This window comes from Verrucomicrobium sp. BvORR106 (assembly GCF_000739655.1).
Classification (GTDB): Bacteria; Verrucomicrobiota; Verrucomicrobiia; order Verrucomicrobiales; family Verrucomicrobiaceae; genus Verrucomicrobium.
Window position 1 is genome coordinate 21,000 of the sequence record NZ_BATR01000133.1, and the last position, 18,422, is coordinate 39,421.

At 58.5% G+C, this 18,422-nt stretch carries 16 protein-coding genes; 9 read left to right on the top strand and 7 right to left on the bottom strand.

The genetic code is table 11. From position 1 onward, the window contains the following. Positions 1-147: 147 nt before the first annotated feature. The 5 genes from BV106_RS24915 to BV106_RS24940 all read left to right on the top strand — a co-directional run bounded on the left by BV106_RS24915 (position 148) and on the right by BV106_RS24940 (position 5,543). Positions 148-1,146 (top strand): hypothetical protein, encoded by a 999-nt coding sequence (locus BV106_RS24915; protein WP_038169209.1) that lies wholly within the window; start codon positions 148-150, stop codon positions 1,144-1,146. Between the two features lie 55 nt (positions 1,147-1,201). After that, positions 1,202-1,966, top strand: a complete 765-nt coding sequence (locus tag BV106_RS24920; RefSeq protein WP_038169210.1) for a DUF72 domain-containing protein — start codon at positions 1,202-1,204, stop codon at positions 1,964-1,966. A 493-nt stretch (positions 1,967-2,459) separates the two neighbouring features. After that, a complete protein-coding gene (locus BV106_RS24930; protein ID WP_038169214.1) occupies positions 2,460-3,356 on the top strand; it encodes a hypothetical protein in 897 nt (298 codons plus the stop codon). Positions 3,357-3,425: 69 nt separating this feature from the next. Further along, positions 3,426-3,905, top strand: coding sequence for a hypothetical protein (locus BV106_RS24935; RefSeq protein ID WP_038169216.1), 480 nt, complete (start codon positions 3,426-3,428; stop codon positions 3,903-3,905). A gap of 129 nt (positions 3,906-4,034) precedes the next feature. Beyond that, positions 4,035-5,543, top strand: a complete 1,509-nt coding sequence (locus tag BV106_RS24940; RefSeq protein WP_051946303.1) for a sulfatase — start codon at positions 4,035-4,037, stop codon at positions 5,541-5,543. Between the two features lie 4 nt (positions 5,544-5,547). Here BV106_RS24940 and BV106_RS24945 read toward each other — a convergent pair whose 3' ends face one another. Continuing rightward, positions 5,548-6,039: a hypothetical protein gene (locus tag BV106_RS24945; protein WP_038169218.1), complete on the bottom strand. Its 492-nt coding sequence runs from the start codon at positions 6,037-6,039 to the stop codon at positions 5,548-5,550. 466 nt (positions 6,040-6,505) lie between these two features. On the opposite strand from BV106_RS24945, the gene BV106_RS24950 reads away from it, so the two are divergent. Next, on the top strand, positions 6,506-7,153 hold the full coding sequence (locus BV106_RS24950; RefSeq protein ID WP_050027938.1) for an outer membrane beta-barrel protein: 648 nt from the start codon (positions 6,506-6,508) through the stop codon (positions 7,151-7,153). A gap of 423 nt (positions 7,154-7,576) precedes the next feature. On the opposite strand, the gene BV106_RS24955 is transcribed toward BV106_RS24950, so the two are convergent. The 6 genes from BV106_RS24955 to recF form a co-directional block, all read right to left on the bottom strand. Beyond that, entirely contained in the window at positions 7,577-9,166 is a 1,590-nt protein-coding gene (locus BV106_RS24955; RefSeq protein ID WP_038169220.1) for an Rne/Rng family ribonuclease, read from the bottom strand. Positions 9,167-9,204: 38 nt separating this feature from the next. After that, positions 9,205-11,418: a penicillin-binding transpeptidase domain-containing protein gene (locus BV106_RS24960; RefSeq protein WP_038169221.1), complete on the bottom strand. Its 2,214-nt coding sequence runs from the start codon at positions 11,416-11,418 to the stop codon at positions 9,205-9,207. After that, a complete protein-coding gene (locus tag BV106_RS24965; protein ID WP_038169222.1) occupies positions 11,408-12,034 on the bottom strand; it encodes a hypothetical protein in 627 nt (208 codons plus the stop codon). The genes BV106_RS24960 and BV106_RS24965 overlap by 11 nt, the downstream gene beginning before the upstream one ends. After that, a complete protein-coding gene (gene mreC / locus BV106_RS24970; RefSeq protein ID WP_038169223.1) occupies positions 12,031-12,846 on the bottom strand; it encodes a rod shape-determining protein MreC in 816 nt (271 codons plus the stop codon). Before mreC ends, BV106_RS24965 begins: the two co-directional genes overlap by 4 nt. An 88-nt stretch (positions 12,847-12,934) precedes the next feature. Beyond that, positions 12,935-13,966 carry a rod shape-determining protein gene (locus BV106_RS24975; RefSeq protein WP_038169224.1) on the bottom strand — a complete coding sequence of 344 codons (1,032 nt, stop codon included), beginning with the start codon at positions 13,964-13,966 and terminating at the stop codon, positions 12,935-12,937. Between the two features lie 323 nt (positions 13,967-14,289). After that, positions 14,290-15,360, bottom strand: a complete 1,071-nt coding sequence (gene recF, locus BV106_RS24980) for a DNA replication and repair protein RecF (protein ID WP_038169225.1) — start codon at positions 15,358-15,360, stop codon at positions 14,290-14,292. 201 nt (positions 15,361-15,561) lie between these two features. On the opposite strand from recF, the gene BV106_RS24985 reads away from it, so the two are divergent. The 3 genes from BV106_RS24985 (at position 15,562) to BV106_RS24995 (ending at position 18,235) form a co-directional block, all read left to right on the top strand. Next, positions 15,562-15,858 (top strand): hypothetical protein, encoded by a 297-nt coding sequence (locus tag BV106_RS24985; RefSeq protein WP_038169226.1) that lies wholly within the window; start codon positions 15,562-15,564, stop codon positions 15,856-15,858. Positions 15,859-15,949: 91 nt separating this feature from the next. Beyond that, positions 15,950-17,239: a histidine--tRNA ligase gene (gene hisS / locus BV106_RS24990; RefSeq protein WP_051946304.1), complete on the top strand. Its 1,290-nt coding sequence runs from the start codon at positions 15,950-15,952 to the stop codon at positions 17,237-17,239. Between the two features lie 72 nt (positions 17,240-17,311). Continuing rightward, positions 17,312-18,235, top strand: coding sequence for a LamG-like jellyroll fold domain-containing protein (locus tag BV106_RS24995; RefSeq protein ID WP_081892243.1), 924 nt, complete (start codon positions 17,312-17,314; stop codon positions 18,233-18,235). The last annotated feature ends 187 nt before the right edge of the window (positions 18,236-18,422 follow it).

Here is an 18,422-nt window from a genome sequence, read left to right on the forward strand (position 1 = left end):
TCACATCTCCCGGCGACGCTCTCTGCTGAGCCACCGTGGCCACAGGGTAGCCCCCATGTCTTTTTCTCGATGTCATCACACCTTGGATTTTCTTGACTCGATAGAATGAGCATCCGAGGTTCCCAACACGATCCTCGCAGACGACCTATGGGCTTTTTCAGCAACCTGTTCAAATCCTCCTCCCCGGCATCCAACACGGCTGCCAAGATCACGATCACACCTGAACAAGAATTTGATGAGGCGTGGGAGAGAAACAAAATCTATTTTGACGCCGTCATCGATACCGGACCTCTAACGATCCCCCTCAATCACCCAGAGACCCACGCGGTCATGAAAGCGCATCAAGGCCTTAACGGTACCTTTGAAGATTGGACTAAGGCAAAGTCGCCGTGGGAAAAGAGAGACATCATACTGGAATGCATCTTCGATTTATTGCAAGGCACGCTGAGTGGATGGCAAGTCGCCAACTATCTCACCGCAACCCGCCGACCGTCACAAGCATTGGACGTATTGGAGCGCACCTCCTGCAACGAGGATTGCGCCGAAGAAAAGGCGCGATATGCGGCGGCAGTAGCATGGGCGTATCTTGCGGAAGGCTACGAGGGTGGGCACTCACAGCACTATGCGCGCATCGCCGTGGAAAAGAGTCCGAACAATCACCGGTACCTGACACTTCTCGCGGACTGTCTCCACATTGAACCCACTGGGGACCGGGAGGAAAGTCACAAGATCTATGGCAAGCTCATGTCCCAGGTGGGAACCTCAAAAGAAGACGGCATTGAGGAGATGTTCACCAAGATCTATTCACGAGTGACGGGAGGCATGCCGTCCCCCGTCATGGCCATTCTGATTGCAAACTCTCTGGGTGACCCAGCTCAATCGAAACGATTCTGGCAATTGATCGAAACGGAATACTACGACAGCCCCTATTTTCGCGAACAACACGCCATCTTCCTTGCAGGCAACGGGGAGCTGGTCCGCGCCTATGCAAAATTGAGGTCGCTTGTGCAAGCAAATCCTCATTTCGAGTCTGCAAGCCTGCGCTTGCTTCGCGTGCTTGAGCACATTGACCCAGACGGCACCAAGTTTGAAATCGAGTATCGCAACCAACTCGTCGCTACGATTCAGAAGAACGGCTGGAAGTAACTCTGTAGTGATTCCGCCGCAGGTGTTCGACATTTCCCCTCTCACGCATTCCACAATGACATCCTCCCAAGTCCGAACCGGCACGTCCGGCTTCCAATACCCTGAATGGAAAGGCAAATTCTATCCTGCGGACTTGTCATTGGCCAAAATGCTGACCTACTACTCGTCCCAGTTCGGCTCCACGGAAATCAACTACACCTTCCGAAGCACCCCTTCCACCAAGACGATCCAGCGCTGGCACGATGAAACTCCCGATGCCTTTCGTTTTGCCCTGAAGGCTCCACAGAAGGTGACCCATTTTGCAAAGCTGAAGGACTGCTCGGACGTCATGGAGTCCTTCTTCGAGTCCGTGCAAGGACTTGGACCCAAGACCGGACCCGTATTGCTCCAGCTGCCGCCCACCTTCAAGACGGATCCCGCCCGCCTGCAATCCTTCTTGAAATCTCTGAACCCACCTAAAAAGTCCTCCAAAGCACAAGATGCCTCCAGTCCGCGAAGACTCGCGTTTGAGTTTCGCCACGAGTCCTGGTTTACCGACGACGTGTATGGCATCTTGTCAGAACACGGCGCGGCCCTCTGCCTCGCCGAGTCAGAGGACCTGGAAACACCCTGCGTGACCACCGCAGATTTTGGGTATCTGCGTCTCCGTCGGGAGGACTACAAGCCTGCCAACCTCAAACGGTGGGCGAAGTTTGTACATGATAAGAGAGACGCTTCAACGTGGTCTGAAGCCTTCATCTACTTCAAGCACGAGGAAACCGGCGTCGGCCCGGAATTTGCCAAAAGCTTCATGAAACTCCTTGGCTCGCCACTCTCCTGAGGAAAGCACGCCAAACGCTTGTTGGGCGCTCGCCCTGAGAGGAGCGAGCGGATTTGCCTCAACTGGCTTGGGAAACCTAGGCTTCAGCGCCTGGAGCGGGCTTTGAGCCTTCCGCGACTGCCTCGGATCTTTCCGTCTCAGTCGCCTCCACCTTCTTCTTCACCTTGGCCGCGGGTTTCGAGGTCGGATTGGGTGCCGGGATAAAGCCACCACCTTGACCACCGTTCCAGTGCCCCGACCCATTTCCTGGCTTAAAGGACCTTGGGGAGCGGTTTCTCTGTTTCTGACTTTTCATGAAGAGGGGGACGGTGGAGTGAAGCGAACTTGGCATTCTAACTCTGGAAAGTGCACCTATCAATGCCGCATCGCTCGATCGCGAGCCAGAAATCGCCGGAGAGAGCCATCCCCAAAAAGAGGTACGGAAAGCAATTCTCCAGCCCCCCTCCCAGTTCCCCGCTTGCCTGACGCAGCGTTTTTTGATACGCCATTGCAAATGCATCTCCCGACTTTTTCCACTGGTGCCTTTGCTTTCCTTGCTGTGGCCTGCCTGACGGCGATGGCACTGCCGACCCGGGCACAGACGCCGGGCGCATTCACGAGCAAAACGTACCCTGAGGTGGACGCCTTTGCCTCCAGCATCAAAGGTACCATCTGGGAACTCCGCGGGACGAACACCCTCAAGAGACTCCAGTTCACTGGAGAGAACATGGTCTCACTGAGTCCCAGCGGACGTGCCAGCGCTCCCTACGATAGCGCCTTTGTGGACGTGGGGGTGGTCAGGCTCAATTTTTCCGGCCCCAACACCGCCTGGTACTTCTTCAGTGATGACCTCAAATACGTCACGCCTACCACCGTGGTGGGTGAACTGGCTTACAAGCTGGCCAAGACCGGCACGCCCAAGCGCATCAAGAACTTCCCGGCCGACATCCAGAATCAGGTGTGGGACTTCGAAGACGATGGTCGCAATCTCAACCCCACCCGCGTCCGCTGGAACGGCACCCAACTGGAAGTCGGGGTGCTCCGGAATAATGCGTGGGATGTGAAGAAGCACGACGTGGTGGTGGCAGAACGGCGCGTCCTGGAAACCAAGTCAGAACCGGCCCGCATCCCCTCGTGGTACGTCTTCTCGTCAGATGGCACGGAAGCCTGGATGCTCCAGGTTCAGGATGTCTTCGGTGGGCAGCCCTCCAACGCCCCGGTCAAATCCAGCCGCACAGCTAGCGAAACAGGGCTCAAACTCCAGCACAATGATTTGGCCAACTATGGCGAAGACCTGACTGCAACCTCCGAACACGTCCGTCTGGACACCATCAGGCGCTACTTCCAACGATCACTGGCCAAGCAGCCCGACGTAGCCAAGTCCACCCATGTACGCCTGGGCGGGAAATGAGGCCTTCTGGGTGGAGCAAGCCTGACTCCCCCACTCACTGACCCTTCATCTCGAATCCCTCGCAGCCGCATGTCCTCCGTTGTACCCACCCGGGCAGGCGTCATTTACTTCTCGGTCATCGTGGCAGTAGCCGTAGGCCTCTACGCATGGAAGGGCGAGCGCACAGTATTGAGTTGTGAGAGGAAAGAGGGTCAGGTTCAAGCCCGGCTTCAGTCAACGCGTCTCTTTGGCACTCACACGATTGATCTGGCCCCTGGCTCCATTCTCAATGCAGATCTCGAGGAGAGTCAGCGGTATGAAGATGGGCAGATGATCACCCGAACCAAAGCCGTCCTGAAAACCAGTTCTGGCACGATCCCCCTCACCCGCTCCCCAGATGGATTCAACGTGAAGACTCCGAGGGAAGCAGTAAATGCCATCAATGCCTTTCTCAGCGATGCCGCCGCGTCAACACTGACAGTCGAGCAGGACATGAGGGGCCAGTGGGCCCTTTGGGCGGGGCTCATGATCCTACCGGGCCTCTGGCTCTTGTTTAAAGGCGGTCACTAGCGGTAAGGAGGCCAGCGTCTCGCAGAGCCCACCTCGGCCCTCTGGTCCGGCATTCGATGAAACATCGGCGGCAGTCTGACGTTCCAGAGCGCCTCCAGGCCTTCTGGAAGACTTCTCAGCCCCCTGCCCATGAATCGATCACGCCCCTTTCGCCCTTCGCTCCTTGTCCCCCTGCTGGCCTTGCTGGCCTTGCTGGCCCTATGGGCGCTCCAGCCACGAGCGTACGCGGCAGAGCCGCAGAAGCTCAATTTGCTCATCATCACGGCCGATGACATGAACGCCGACTCCCCGGGCTGGATGGGGAACACTGTCATCAAGACTCCGAATCTGGACGCCTTTGCGGCAACGGGACATCGCTTTATCAACCACCATGTCACCGCGCCCATCTGCCAGCCTTCGCGGTCAGCGCTCATGACCGGTCGCGTGCCTCACCGCAACGGTGCCCTGGGTTTCAATCCCGTTCGGGAGGATGTCCCCACCCTCGTGGAGATTCTTCAACAACAGGGCTACTTTGCCGCCTGCATCAACAAGGTCGTGCACATGGCACCGCGGACCAAGTTCCCATGGAACAGTGTGGCGGACGGTTCAGGAAAGAATCCCGACCAGATTGGCAAAGACCTGGCCACAGCCCTTCAGGAAGCCAGCAAGACCGGCAAACCCTTTTTCATCAACGCCAACATCACTGATCCCCACCGCCCTTTCTACGGCACCACCAAGGCTGGCGGAGGCAAGAAGCGTCAGGCAGCAAAGAATCCCAAAACTGCTGGCACCGATGCGGAGGGAGATACCGACAAGGATGAAGCCATCATCACTCCGATTCAGCCCGAGGCGGCACAGGTTCCCTCATTCCTGGAGGATGTTCCCGATGTGCGCAAAGAAGTGGCGCAGTATGACAGCAGCGTCCTCAGGCTGGACCAGAGCTTCAGCAGGATCCTCGCTGCACTGAAGGACTCAGGACAGGAGGACAGGACAGTGGTCGTCTTTCTTTCTGACCACGGCATGTCCTTCCCTTTCTCGAAGGCCACCGTTTACCGCAATGGCACCTGGTCCCCCGTCATTTTAAGGCTTCCATCGAATCACCCGCTCACCAAGCCAGCTGTCCACGAGGAGTTCGTCAGCAGCGTAGATCTTCTGCCCACCTTGCTGGAGCTTCTCTCAGTACCTCTTCCAGAAGGGCTCGATGGCCGTACTTGGACTCCTCTCTTGCGCGGTGAAAGCCAGCCCAACCGGGAGGCAGTCGTCACCCACGTCAACACCGTCTCCAGCGGCCAGAGCTTTCCCCAGCGGTGCATACGTACCAAAAGCCGTTCCCTGATCTTCTCGGCCTGGTCCGGAGGCCCGCGAGACTTCAAAGTCGAAGCCATGTCAGGCTTGAGCTTTCGCGCCCTGGCGGAAGCGGCCAAATCCGACCCCAAGATCGAAGCCAGGGTCACCCAGTTGTTGAAGGGCATCCCCCTGGCCCTGTACGACCTTGATAAGGATCCTAACGAACGCGTCAACGTCATTGCCGATCCGGCTTATCGCAATGATGCTGTCAAGCTTGTGGAACAACTGAAAGAACACATGACCAGGAGCACTGATCCACAGTTGGATGGATTCCTACACGCAGCTCAGCCCCTGCAGATCGCAGACAAATGATCATCTACCGCTGCGTTGGTTTGACGGAGGAGGATGGACGACCCTTTTCTCGGTCGAACTCCCTGGTGTATCCCAGCGCATCTATCTTCTGCTGCAGCATCTTCACAACCTCATCTGCAGGATAAGCATTGGGCGCATAGCTGAAGAGATAGACCCACGGGTAGCTCAGCCCTGCATCCACCTTATCACCATCCGCCGCCCACACCCTGACATAGGCCGTGCGGCCAGCTCCTTTGTGCAGTTTGGGCGTCACGTCATAGTCCACCATCACCGCTCTTACACGATCCGCGACCAGTTCACCTCGCTTCAATCCATCGCGCCACTGGAGCACTCCACCCCGGGCCGGGATGTTGACCTCCTGCCATTCCTCCCACAGGAGCGGAGCCATCATCAAGCTGGGAAACCCCATCACAAAGGCCGCAAAGAAGCTCCCCCACTCCATCGGAATCAAACAGCCCAATCCCAACAGGGAAAACCCCACAAACCCCACAGACATCAGAAGACTGGGACGATGCTTCAGCCGAAGGAAACTTCCCTTCGACTCTTCAAGTTGAAAGCCCTTTGAGAAAAGCCACACGATCTTAGACCACTGGCATGATCGCCCAAAATCCCCCAGAGGCAAGTCGCAGCGCCGGATCACGCCGCAACGGTACTATCCTCCAACATTTTCCACCGGGAGGATGCCTCACGATCGCCCTCGCCGGGCTGGCGGGATAACTCCGGACGTCCGGACGGTTTGCATCTTTCAGCGAGTTCACGCCCCCATGCGATACTCAGGGACCTATCACGGGAAGGCAGATATACGATATCAATAGGCATTTGGTCTCACATATCATCAGGAAAAAATTCAAATATGTCCATTGCGCATACCTTTAATTTGCCCATCATTGTCCGCTACTGGCGGACGGGTTCCGTCCTCCGGTGGAAACAACCAAACTGGAAACAACAACACCCAACGAAACATGAAAATCGTTCGCAACAGCCTCCTCGCCCTGGCCAGCCTGACCCTCGCGGCGTCCAGCTTCGCTGGTACTCCCGTCTCCCCTCCTCCCGCACCGCTCGAGCCCGCTCCCGCTGGCGGCCTGTACTTCTCGCTTAACGGCGGTGCCGTCTGGCTTGACGATGTCGGCGCATACGGAGCCAACCTCGAATTCGACACTGGATTCTCCATCCTCGGAGCAGTCGGCTACTCTTTCGGCAACGGCCTCGCCGTTGAGTTGGAATCCGGCTACATCGGCGTGGACGGTGCAGAAGGCTCCTACCGCGGCCTGCACGCAGACGTGGACGGTGAATTCCGTCAGGTTCCGATCTTCGCAAACGTGGTGTACACCATTGATCTCACCGACCGCCTCGGCGTCTACATCGGTGGGGGCGCTGGCCTCGTGTGGAGCGAAGCCGAGATCGACTCCGTGGGCGGTTTTAACACCGACTTCACCTCCAGCGACGAATGGAACTTCGCCGCTCAGGCCAAGGCCGGTCTGACCTTCAAGGTCACCGAAGCCGCCAGCCTGAACGTGGGTTACCGCTACTACTACGGCCAGGACGCCGTGGGCGGCCTTGATGACGCCCAGGGCTCCGTCCTGGAAGGTGGCATCACCATCCGCTTCTAGTCCATTCAGGCGTCGGCCTGCCGACGCTCTTTTGTGTCATTGCTAGTTCATTGTGTTTGGTGGGAGCGGCCTTCGGGCCGCTCCCTTTTTTGTGAAGCGAGTCCACTCAGCATAGTCCGCGAAATGCCTGTGCAAAGCTCGCCCTCTCCGCGTCGGTTACCGGATGAACACCCTCGGGGTCACTCGCAAGAGTGGCCGCAGATGACGGATGTGGAGTCTCCGCCCCCATCCATACCGCAAACTAAAGTTTGCCTAGTCCTGCCATCCCCCACCGAACAGCAAAGCATCTTAGCCAGGAAACGCGCCCTTGAGTGTCTCGTGCGCGCCCTTGGCCTGGGATGCCACTCCCGCCCTCTCACAAATCAAAAAGGCCTGTCACGGTGCTCCGTGACAGGCCTTTGATCAAAGCCGGGCTCGGCAGACTTACTTGAGTTCGTCGCCAGTCTTCGCGTTGGCGATCAGGAACTGCTCGCGGGTGTAGTTGGGATCCGTGCGGAAGGTCATGCGGGCCTGATACTTGCGCTCCAGTTCAACCAGGATTTGGTCGTCAGAGGTGCGCAGACGCTGCATCACATCCGGGTGGATGACCACGAGCACATCACGATCATGCTCAGGAAGACGGGACATCACAGAGGACAACCGGCGCTGAAGCTCCACGCTCATCGTAAGCGGCGTCTTGATCTGGCCGTGTCCTTTGCAGTGCGCGCACTCTTCGTACATGGCGTCGCTCAGGCTCTCGTGGAGACGCTGGCGGGTCATCTCCATAAGGCCAAACTGGGAGATCGGCAGGATCTGGGTCTTTGCCTTGTCCCGTTGGGTATGGTCGATCATCGCCTTGTACACCGCCTGCTGCTCCTTGCGGCCCTTCATGTCGATGAAGTCCACCACCACCAGACCGCCCATGTTGCGCAGCCGCAGCTGGCGCGCCACTTCAGCGGCCGCCTCCATGTTGGTGTCCAGGATGACCTTGTCCACGTTGTTTCCGGCACCCTTGTTGCGGCCCGTGTTCACGTCGATCGAGATGAGCGCCTCGGTCTGGTCGATGACAATGTAACCACCACACTTGAGCCAGACCTGACGGTAGAAAGCGGAGTCGATCTGACGCTGGATGTGGTACTTCTCAAACAAGGAACCCGGTCCTGGGAAATAATTGATCCGGCGCTGGGCACGGCGTGAGATCGGAGCCACCAGCTCCTTCATCCGCTGCACCACCGCCTGGTCGTCACACACGATCTCATCCAGGTCTTCTGTAAGGAAGTCGCGCACCGTACGCTCAAACACGTCCGGCTCCTCGAAACAACACACGGGGGCCTTCTGGGTATCCCGGCGCTCAGCAATGTCCTTCCACTGCTCCACGAGAATGCTCAAGTCCCGGATGATATGGCGGGCCCGCTTGCCGGAGGCTTCCGTGCGCAGGATGACGCCCATGCCTTCGGGAAGGCTCAGCTTTTCAATGATGCGGCGCAGGCGCAGGCGCTCTTTGGGATCATCAATCTTGCGGGAGATACCGCAGGAGTCGTTCAATGGCATGAGCACCAGAAGACGTCCCGCCAGAGAGATGTTCGTGGTCACTCGCGGCCCCTTGTTCCCGACCGGCCCCTTGGTCACCTGCACCAGGATCTCAGAGCCCACAGGATAGAGATCAGGGATGTCCTTGGCCGTGATGGCCTTCTTTTTCTTTCCGTTGCCGCCCCGGTTGATCTCCTCCATGCCGGCATCAAGGGCCGCCGGGATGGCATCCCAAAAGTGAAGGAAAGCATTTTTCTCGAGGCCGATGTCAATGAACATGGCCTTCAAGCCCTGCTCAATGTTCTTGATGCGCCCCTTGTAGATGCTGCCCACGAGGTGAGTCGTGCCCACCCGCTCCACGGAGTACTCCTCGAGCACTCCGCTCTCAAGCAGAGCCACCCGGTTCTCGAGCTTTTCACAGTTGATGACGATTCGCGTTCCGCTGTTCACATCCTTGTGTCCGGTGAAAAACTCCTTAATTCTTTGCACAAATCCCAAAGCCATAAAATTGATCGTAAATTGCTAAAGTTAAGCCCACAAGGCTAACCATCCCTCCCGAACAATCTCTTCAGGAAGTTGGCCCGGCGCGGTGGGGGCGCTTGATTCTTGTTTTGTTTCGTACCTTCGGCGTCGGCTTCGTCGCGAATGGTGGGACGCGCCTTCGGTGCATCCTCACGCTTCGCACTACGACGCGGTTCATCATCGTTGTCCACCACGGCCTCCTCTTCCTCCGTCCCTGGCTGGAACGCAGTGGGGAGCCCGTCATATGAGACAGTGTCCACAGGGTTGAAGTTACCTTGCACCTCATTCACCTTGGCGAGCTCGACCTCGTATCCCTTGTCGAGTGCCAGAGCCTGTTCCAAAATACGTTTGGCCACGGGAGCAGCTGTCACCCCGCCACCTTTGCCACCCTGCACGAGGATGCAGGCGGCAAACTTGGGGTTCTCGTACGGGGCGAAGGTGATGAAGAGCGTGTGGTTATCCTTCACGAACTCCTTGCCATTCTTGCGCCAGTTTTGGGCAGTGCCCGTTTTCCCGGCCACCTCTGTTCCTGCGATCTTGGCCGCCTTGGCCGTGCCGCCCTGGTCGTTGACCACACGCCACATCCCACGGCGCACCAGCTCCAGCTTCTGTGGCGTCAACCCGAAGTCCTTGAAGTTCGCACGCACATCCGGCATCTGCTCGCGAATGAGCTCTGTGCCGTCCATCACCTTGTTGAGCAGGTGCGGACGGTAAGCGATACCGCCGTTCCCCACCGCTGCGGCCACTCCGGCCATTTGCAGAGGGCTGGCCTCCACGGCTCCCTGGCCGATCGCCATGTTCGCGATGCTGGCCTCAGAGAAGCGCTCGGCCGCGGTCTTGTTCACGCGCCACCAGCGCTCCACAGGCAGGATACCCGGAGCCTCTTCTTCCAGCTCAATACCAGTGCGCTGGCCCAGGCCAAACATGTCACCCGCCTTGGTCATGGCCGCATTGCCAGCGTGGTTGGCGTAGCGGTAGAAGTAGCAGTTGCACGAACGCATGATCGCCTCACTCAGGCCCAATGTGCCGTGGGCGCCGCCCTTCTGGCCGATCCAGCACTTCATGAACTTGCCACCAAACTGAATGCCCCCCGGGCAGTTGACCATGTCCCCTTCCACACCCGCCAGGATCCCGGCAAAGGATGTCATGATCTTGTAGGTGGAGCCGGGCACGAAACCTCGCACCGAGCGATTCAGCAAGGGCACGCAAGGATTCTCCAGATAGCCGGCAAAATCATCTTTGCTAATCGAGGGAATGAACTTGTTCGGGTTATAGGAAGGAACCGACGCCATGGCCAGCACTTGGCCAGTGGACGGATCCAGCACCACCACCGCACCTCGGCCGATCGCCGGCGTCCCCTCGCGCAAGGCCTTCTCCGCGATCATCTGGATGCGAGCATCAATCGCAAGGTACACATCATGCCCCTTGCGCGGCTCCTGATAGTCCACCTCTTTGACCAGGCGGCCTTTTTCGTTCTGCAGCCAGATGCGCATCCCGGCCTTGCCCCGTAGATCCTGGTCGAAGGTCTTCTCCACGCCATAGACCCCGTAGTCGTCCGGCACGAAGAAATCCCATTCATTGATCTCCTCTTTCGAAGCTTGCTGCACATCGGGCTGGTTCACATAGCCCAGAACGTGGCAGGCAAATGAGTCAAAAAGATACTGGCGGACCGGCCGCACCTCCACCGAGATACCCGGCAGCCCCAGACGATGCTCCGCGAAGCGGCTGAACTCCTCAAAGGTCAGGTCACTGCGATACACCCACGGCACCACCCCACGATTCGTACGGTAGTGGATGCGCAGCTTCTTCGCATTGAAGTCCGCCGCGAGCCCTAGCTTGTTGAGCGGCTCAATGATGCCTTCATTGACGATGGTGACAATGTCCGTCTCATCCTTGCTTCGGGGGATGCCTCCTTCGGTGTACTTGTAGGTGTAGAGAGGAACGTCCCGCTTTTCCGCCCTCGCCTGCTTGGTGTACTCCTCCACCAGCGTCTTCAGGTTCACGCGAACCTCGAACGAAGGCTTGTTGGATACCAGCACCACCCCGTTCCGGTCACGGATCTCCCCGCGCGAGCCCGGAATACGAGCCCGCAGGTTTTTGGTTCCCGGAACCTTGTTCTTCAGTTCTTCGTGGTGGTCGATGCTGAGATTCCACAGGCGCTGGGACAGCGCACCGAATCCAATCAGGATCACCACGGTAAAGAGGTACAGTCGGAAGCGATACTTAACCACCATAGAATCGGTAAACTAGCCCTTCTGTCCGCACCTCATAGTGGACGAGTCGCGCAAGCGTATGAAGCATGAACAGAAGTAGCGGTGAGACCAACATGGCCAGCAGTGCATCCGTCACCAGCTTCGTCCACAGGCCGGGATGGAATTCAAAACTGCCCCTCAGGAATGACATCATTAAAAACTCTATCAGAAGACACAGGAGCGTGGCAATGCCAACCATGATGACCGGCAACTCCCAGCGCCCACGTTTGAAAAGCGGCCGAATGCCCTGCATCAGCGTCCCTGTGACGCCAAAGAGGAACATGGAGTAACCCACCGGGAGCGAGGTCCCTGTGGGAGGCTGCTTCTCCACGGGCAGCTCCCGCGCCAGATCCGCGGACTCCACCGCAACGGGTTTCTCCGGCTTGTACGGCAGGTGGCGGGCGTCCCACACCAGACCCGTGAAAAGCGCGAGAAACAGCATCATCGGGAATGACACCGTCAGCGAAGCAGAGAAAAACAGCACGGGCGGCAGAAGCACCCGGGCATGATTGGCAAACTCAATGGCTGGCAAAAACTCCTGCGCTCCAAAGCTCAGGGCCACCAGCAGCACGACGATGATGTTGTACAAGAAACTCATGGGGAGACCAACGAATCCATGTGGACAACAAAGACGTCTTCGATGAGGCCGAAATTCACTGCGGGATCGACCACGGCCTCGCCAGAAATGTCTTTGAATTCAAATGCCTTTACCTTGCCCAGCGCCAGACCTGCGGGGAAAACGCCGCCGTCGCCTGAGGAATAGATATTGGCTCCCGGCTCAAGCTTGAGCGTGCGATCCAGAAAACGCAGACGCAAATCCGGGCGCGTCTCAAACCCGCCGCGCTCACCACTAAGAATCCCTTTGGCCTGCGTCCCTTCGATCCGGGCCGCCACGCGGCACTCTTCGTCCGTGAGGAGGATCACCTCGGCCGTGTGAGCCGCCACTTTGCTCGTCTTGCCCACCAAGCCGGACTCGGTGATGACCGGACTGTCCGTGCCCACGCCATCCATGAAGCCTTTGTCGATGATGACCGTCGTCCACCAGTTGGAGGCGGAACGGCGCAGCACATGGGCGGCGGTCAGCTTGAAAGCAGACTGCTGCCGATACCCAAGCATCGCACGGAACTTGTTGTTTTCCTCGAGCGTCATGTGGTACTTCTGCTCGAAGATCATCAGCCGGTTCATTTCCCGGCGCAGGCTTTCATTCTCCTGCTGAAGCCGGGCAGCGTCCACGGGATTGCTCACCACCTCATGCACCTGATTTTGTGCATGAGCTCCCATCCGGATGAAGGGCGAGAGCACATTCATCACGGAGGTCTGGATCGCCCGCGTCTGCGGAGTCTTGAGCGTGAACACTGCAACCAGTGCCACGAAAAAGAGCAGCAGGGCGATGACGTTAATCTTCTTCATGCTTGCAGCACTCCCCTGTATAGCCGCCAGCCCGGGAACGCCGAATTTTCAGCGTTCACGGGATCTGGCCGTTGGTGTCCATGACCGACTAGTCGTTGGTGCTGACTTTGCGGAGAAACTCAATCTCGCTCAGCACCCGGCCTGCACCTTCCGCCACTGCGCTGAGCGGGTCATCGGCCACATGGACCGGGAGAGCCGTCTCTTCCTGCAGCAGTTTGTCGAGGCCGCGCAGCAACGCGCCACCACCCGCCAGCATGATGCCGCGGTCCACCAAGTCGGCGGAGAGTTCAGGGGGGCAGCGCTCCAGCGTCGTGCGCACCGCGTCAATGATCGTGTTCAGAGGCTCCAGCATGGCCTCGCGAACTTCCTGGCTCGTGATGGTGATCGTCTTCGGCAGACCTGCCACCATGTCACGGCCCTTCACTTCCATCGTCGTCTCCTTACCCAGCGGGTAAGCGGAGCCGATACGAAGTTTAATTTCTTCCGCCGTGCGCTCACCAATCATGAGGTTGTACGCACGCTTCATGTAGTTGATCACGGCTTCATCCAGCTCGTCACCCGCCACACGGACGCTGCGGCTGTACACGATGCCGCTCAGTGAGATGATCGCCACCTCGGTGGTGCCCCCACCGATGTCCACGATCATGTTACCGGCAGCTTCCTGCACAGGCAGGCCCACGCCGATCGCTGCCGCCATCGGTTCTTCGATCAAATAAACTTCACGGGCACCAGCCTGCTCAGCGCTCTCCTTGACGGCACGCTTCTCCACTTCGGTGATGCCGGAGGGCACCGCGACCACCACGCGTGGCCGGACGAAGCTGCGACGGTTGTGAACTTTGAGGATAAAGTGACGCAGCATGGCCTCCGTCACCTTGAAATCTGCAATGACCCCATCCTTGAGCGGACGAATGGCCACAATGTTTCCGGGAGTGCGTCCCAGCATGCGCTTGGCATCATCCCCTACGGCCACCACTTCGTTGGTGCCCGCTTTCACTGCCACCACGGAGGGCTCACGAAGCACAATGCCGTGATCCTTCACATACACGAGGGTGTTGGCGGTGCCGAGGTCGATGCCAATATCACTGGATGCAAATCCGAACAAGCTTCTGAAAAACGACATGTGGTTGTTGAAATTGAAAGGGTGGAAAGAGCGAAAAAAGGGCAGTCAGGCGTGAGCTTGAGAGAAGGATATCAAAGAAAAGCGAAAAATCAGGAAATGAAAACCACGCCCAATTCCAAACCGTTGACCTTCAAGTAAAAACCCCTGCTAATTTTCTTCAAGGGAAAGATTCCCAGGGCGGATACCTCTACAGGCAACGGGATTGCGCGACGAATTTTCCCCCCGCCTATCGTTCTCCCTCTTTGGTTTGCAAGCGGAATCCACGGTCTTGTAAAAGAAGGGCCTTTTTTGCCGACGCAGCCAAAAATCATATTTCACCCGGGTCAAATGCCGCGCTCATTCAGGCACCCGTGCTCGACCTCGTACACCACCCCACCGACTCCGGTCTCACTGGCCCAATCCGTGAACGTAGTGGTGATGACTTTCTGCCCATGCGCAGGTAGATAGGCCAGAAGCGCCTGCCGCCGCGTTTTGTCCAGCTCTCCAAAGATGTCGTCAATCAGCAGGAGCGGCGGCTCCCCCTGCGCCTCCTCCAGCACCCGGGCCTGGGCCAGCTTGAGAGCCAGGCAGAGTGTCCGTTGCTGCCCCTCGGAGGCAAAGGCTCCCGCTGGCCTCCCGTGGATCGTCAGGGCCAGATCGTCCCGGTGCACCCCCACTTGGGTAGTCCGAAGCCGAGCTTCGCTGTCCCGCACTTCCAAGAGAGCCGCCTCCAGATCCTCCCCTGAGTACCCAGGGACATAAGCAACAGCCCCTGGCTCTGCGCCAGCGCTCAACCCCGAGTGCGCAGTCGTTACTGGCTCTTGCACCCTCTGGATCAGGTCTGCCCGGCATCGGCGGATCACGGCGCCATGCTCAGCCAGGATGCGACCATAAGCGTCCACCTGTCGCCAAGAGATGGCCGCATCACGCTTCAAGAGGAAATTCCGGCTCCGCAACGCCCGCTCGTAGCTCTTGAGGGCGTTTAAGTACTCTGGGAAGAGCTGGGCGGCAGCGAAGTCCAGGTACCGGCGACGGTGTTCCGCCCCGCCCCGGGCGAGGTTCATGTCAGAGTGGTCCATCCACACCACCCGGGCAGACTGCATCAGATAATCCCCCGCCCTTGGGCAGACGGAGTCATTCACAGCGACCCTGCGAGCGGTCGGGCTCTGCGCTACCCTCAGCTTTCGCCCTCCTACTGCCCCCTCTGTCACACAGGTCTGGGCACCAAATCGGATCAGATCCGAGCGCGTGGAGGTACGAGGCGACTGCAACCGCATCAGCACACACGCCGCCTCCAGCAGAGAGGTCTTGCCCTGGCCGTTTTTTCCAACCAGCAGGGTAGTCTCTGGATGCAGCTGGAGACGCGCCTCCGTAAAGCAACGAAAATCCCGCACCTGCATCCATTCCAGCAACATGTGCAGCGATGATGCGAGGGGTAATGCCCTTGTCCAGCGCTCTCTTCACCCCTCCTCCTGTCAATTCGGCATGGAATATGCTAAAAATACGATCATCGCGGCCGTCTGGCCCGAATTCAGCCCCGGTGAGTGACAATTTGTTCGATTGGGGTTCCCTCACCTCAGGGCTATCCCCTGAACCCAAAATATCTTACCTACCAAATGAGCACCCAAGTTTACCTCAGCCGCAACTTCACCGAATTCGGAGCCTTCACCGTCGCAGAGATCCTCGACTTCAAAAAACGCGGCATCGTCTTGGACGGAGACTTCATCCGAGAAGAAGGCAGCAGCGCCTGGGTGCCCTCCCTTGATTTTCTTTCCTCGCTTCCGGAGGCCGCGCCCAAGGCAGCCCCCAAACCAAAGGCCGTCAAAGAAGCCAAGCCAGCCAAGGAGACCAAGCCCGCTGCCAAAGCCCCGGCAAAGAAAGCTGCCAAAAAGGCCAGCACCCCCGCCGAGTAGCGCCCTTGGCGACGCCCTGCTGGGTCCCGCTCGCTCGAAAGCGGCCAATCCATTTGCGTGAACCCCTGCTCTGCTGCATCAGTAGGGTTCCATGTCTGGCTTCAAGACCGTCAAAGGCTTCCGCGATTTCTTCCCTGAAGAGTGCGCTCTGCGCAACTCCATCTTCAAACGCTGGCGCAGTGTCGCCTCGCGTCATGGGTTCGTGGAATATGAAGGCCCCTCGCTGGAGAGCACGGATCTGCTCAAGAAGAAGAGCGGGGACGAGATCACCCAGCAGCTTTTTTGCTTCACGACCAAGGGCGACGAGGAAGTCTCCATGCGCCCTGAGGTGACACCGACTCTGGCGCGCATGGCCGCAGCCCGTCAGCGTGATTTCCCCAAGCCCCTGAAATGGTTTCAGATCGGTCCCTGCTATCGCTATGAGCGCCAGCAGCGTGGCCGTCTGCGGGAGTTCTACCAGTTCAATGTGGACATCCTGGGTGAGGCATCTCCTGCAGCGGATGCGGAACTGGTCGCCCTCGCGATCGAGAGCCTCCGGTCTTTTGCCCTGGAGCCAGGTGATTTCATCATCCGCCTCAGCGACCGCCGCCTGTGGACCGAGTTTCAGGCTTCCTATCAGCTCAATGAAACCCAGAGCGGCGAATTCCTCCAGATCATCGACAAGATGGAGCGCACGCCCGCTGAGGTCACCAACACCAAGCTTGAGGCCTTGGGCATGAGCCTTGAGAAGGTTCATGCCTTTATCAGCAGCATCAGCGCTGACCATCCCATTTTTGCGGAGCTTCGGGAGAATCTCGAAGCGCGTGACCTCTGGCAGTACGTGAAGATTGATCCCGGCATTGTGCGCGGCCTCGCGTACTACACGGGAACGGTCTTCGAAGCTTTCGACATCAAGCATGGCCTCCGGGCCATCGCCGGCGGCGGCCGCTATGACAACCTCGTGGGCCACCTCAGCGACGGTGCCGTGCAGATGCCTGCCTGCGGCTTCGCCATGGGCGACGTCGTCCTGGGCGAACTCATCAAGGCCACCCCTGCCGCGCAGGAGCAGATGAAGCGCGACATGGACCAGTCCGTGGCCGTGGACGTCTACGTTCTGCTGGCGGATGAATCACGTCGCCGCGAGTGCCTCCAGACCGTCACCCAGCTCCGCAGCGCGGGCTGGCGTGTGGACTACAGCCTCACCCCGCAGAAGGTGAACAAGCAGTTCCAGGCCGCAGAGAATTCCAAGGCCCGCTTCGCCGCCATCATCGGCGGCGAGTATCCCACCGTGGTACTGAAGAATCTCGCCACCCGCGACCAGATGGAGGTTCCAGCCGCCAACCTCGCGGAGAAGATCGCTGAGCAGATGAGCAACCCGGTGTACAAGCATCTCCTCGCCTAGAGGACGAGAGAATAGCATCGACATGCAATAAAAGGTGGCTACCAGCCGTAAGGTTGGACCCATCTTTTTGCAATGCGTTGTTTCTTAATACCCCGACTCCTTCCTGCCGCCGCGACCCTGGCGGCCACAGTGCTGCTGGCCACACCGCTGCCCAGTCGGGCGTCCACGCTGATCTATTTTCAGTTCAACGGCACTGATGGAGCGTCGGCTTCCGCCATTGCGGATTCGTCCACCTATGGTCTGAACGGAACCGCCAGCGCCTCGGGCTCCGGTCAAGCGCCCAAGTACAGCTCCCAAACGGTCGGCTCAGTCATCACCAACGGTATCGGGGGCGAGATCGTCAACGCCAACAACACCTCGTCCCTGAAGTTTGACAACACGGGCACTGTGACCAGTGGCGATGGCGGACGCATCACTGTTCAAGATCCAGTGGGCAACGATTCTCTCCTAGAACCCAGCAGCTTCACTGTCGAGGCGTTCATCAAGGTTCAAGATTCCATTCAATACCCCACCCTCGTCTCCAAGAGCCGGGTGGACGGCGGAGGTTCCAGCTGGCTCGTGGACACGAACAGCAACAACACCCTGCGCGTACGCACCGACCATCAGGCGATTGGAGTCGCGACCAGTCCCGCCCCTCCCGGGTTCAACCAGTCCATTAGCAGCACGCCAAACATTGCCGATGGCAACTGGCATCATTTCGCCGTCACCTATGACGCCACCGGAAAGCGATTCACGATCTACCTGGACTACGTCTCGATCGGCACCGGCACGCTCAGCGGTGGCGAACTGAATCTTGTCTATGATGACAACCCTTTGCTCATCGGACAAGGCGGTGGCGGTCGCGCATTTGACGGTTGGATGGACGAGTTCCGGTTCACGGATTCGGTTCTCACCAGCGACCAGTTTCTGAGGGCGGTTCCAGAGCCAGGCCGCGCGCTGCTTCTGACGCTTGCTGGGGCGATGATGCTGACGCGCCGCCGTCGTCCGCGTCACTAGATTCTCAGGGGACCTGATAACGAAGGCACTCGCCGCTCAAGGTTGATCCAACTCCCTAGGAAAGAGCGCAACGCTCGGGGAGCGTTTCATCGTGTCCACAGGCCATGGCAGAGATTCCTCCTGCCAATGCCCGATTTCCTGTCTGCACGGCACATCTTCTGCATTCGCAGACTCCCGTAAAAACTTG

Bases quoted from the DNA above. Each gene is read 5' to 3' on its own strand.
- BV106_RS24915 (WP_038169209.1), top strand. From the start codon at position 148: ATGGGCTTTTTCAGCAACCTGTTCAAATCCTCCTCCCCGGCATCCAAC.
- BV106_RS24920 (WP_038169210.1), top strand. From the start codon at position 1,202: ATGACATCCTCCCAAGTCCGAACCGGCACGTCCGGCTTCCAATACCCT.
- BV106_RS24930 (WP_038169214.1), top strand. From the start codon at position 2,460: ATGCATCTCCCGACTTTTTCCACTGGTGCCTTTGCTTTCCTTGCTGTG.
- BV106_RS24935 (WP_038169216.1), top strand. From the start codon at position 3,426: ATGTCCTCCGTTGTACCCACCCGGGCAGGCGTCATTTACTTCTCGGTC.
- BV106_RS24940 (WP_051946303.1), top strand. From the start codon at position 4,035: ATGAATCGATCACGCCCCTTTCGCCCTTCGCTCCTTGTCCCCCTGCTG.
- BV106_RS24945 (WP_038169218.1), bottom strand. From the start codon at position 6,039: ATGTCTGTGGGGTTTGTGGGGTTTTCCCTGTTGGGATTGGGCTGTTTG.
- BV106_RS24950 (WP_050027938.1), top strand. From the start codon at position 6,506: ATGAAAATCGTTCGCAACAGCCTCCTCGCCCTGGCCAGCCTGACCCTC.
- BV106_RS24955 (WP_038169220.1), bottom strand. From the start codon at position 9,166: ATGGCTTTGGGATTTGTGCAAAGAATTAAGGAGTTTTTCACCGGACAC.
- BV106_RS24960 (WP_038169221.1), bottom strand. From the start codon at position 11,418: ATGGTGGTTAAGTATCGCTTCCGACTGTACCTCTTTACCGTGGTGATC.
- BV106_RS24965 (WP_038169222.1), bottom strand. From the start codon at position 12,034: ATGAGTTTCTTGTACAACATCATCGTCGTGCTGCTGGTGGCCCTGAGC.
- mreC (WP_038169223.1), bottom strand. From the start codon at position 12,846: ATGAAGAAGATTAACGTCATCGCCCTGCTGCTCTTTTTCGTGGCACTG.
- BV106_RS24975 (WP_038169224.1), bottom strand. From the start codon at position 13,966: ATGTCGTTTTTCAGAAGCTTGTTCGGATTTGCATCCAGTGATATTGGC.
- recF (WP_038169225.1), bottom strand. From the start codon at position 15,360: ATGTTGCTGGAATGGATGCAGGTGCGGGATTTTCGTTGCTTTACGGAG.
- BV106_RS24985 (WP_038169226.1), top strand. From the start codon at position 15,562: ATGAGCACCCAAGTTTACCTCAGCCGCAACTTCACCGAATTCGGAGCC.
- hisS (WP_051946304.1), top strand. From the start codon at position 15,950: ATGTCTGGCTTCAAGACCGTCAAAGGCTTCCGCGATTTCTTCCCTGAA.
- BV106_RS24995 (WP_081892243.1), top strand. From the start codon at position 17,312: ATGCGTTGTTTCTTAATACCCCGACTCCTTCCTGCCGCCGCGACCCTG.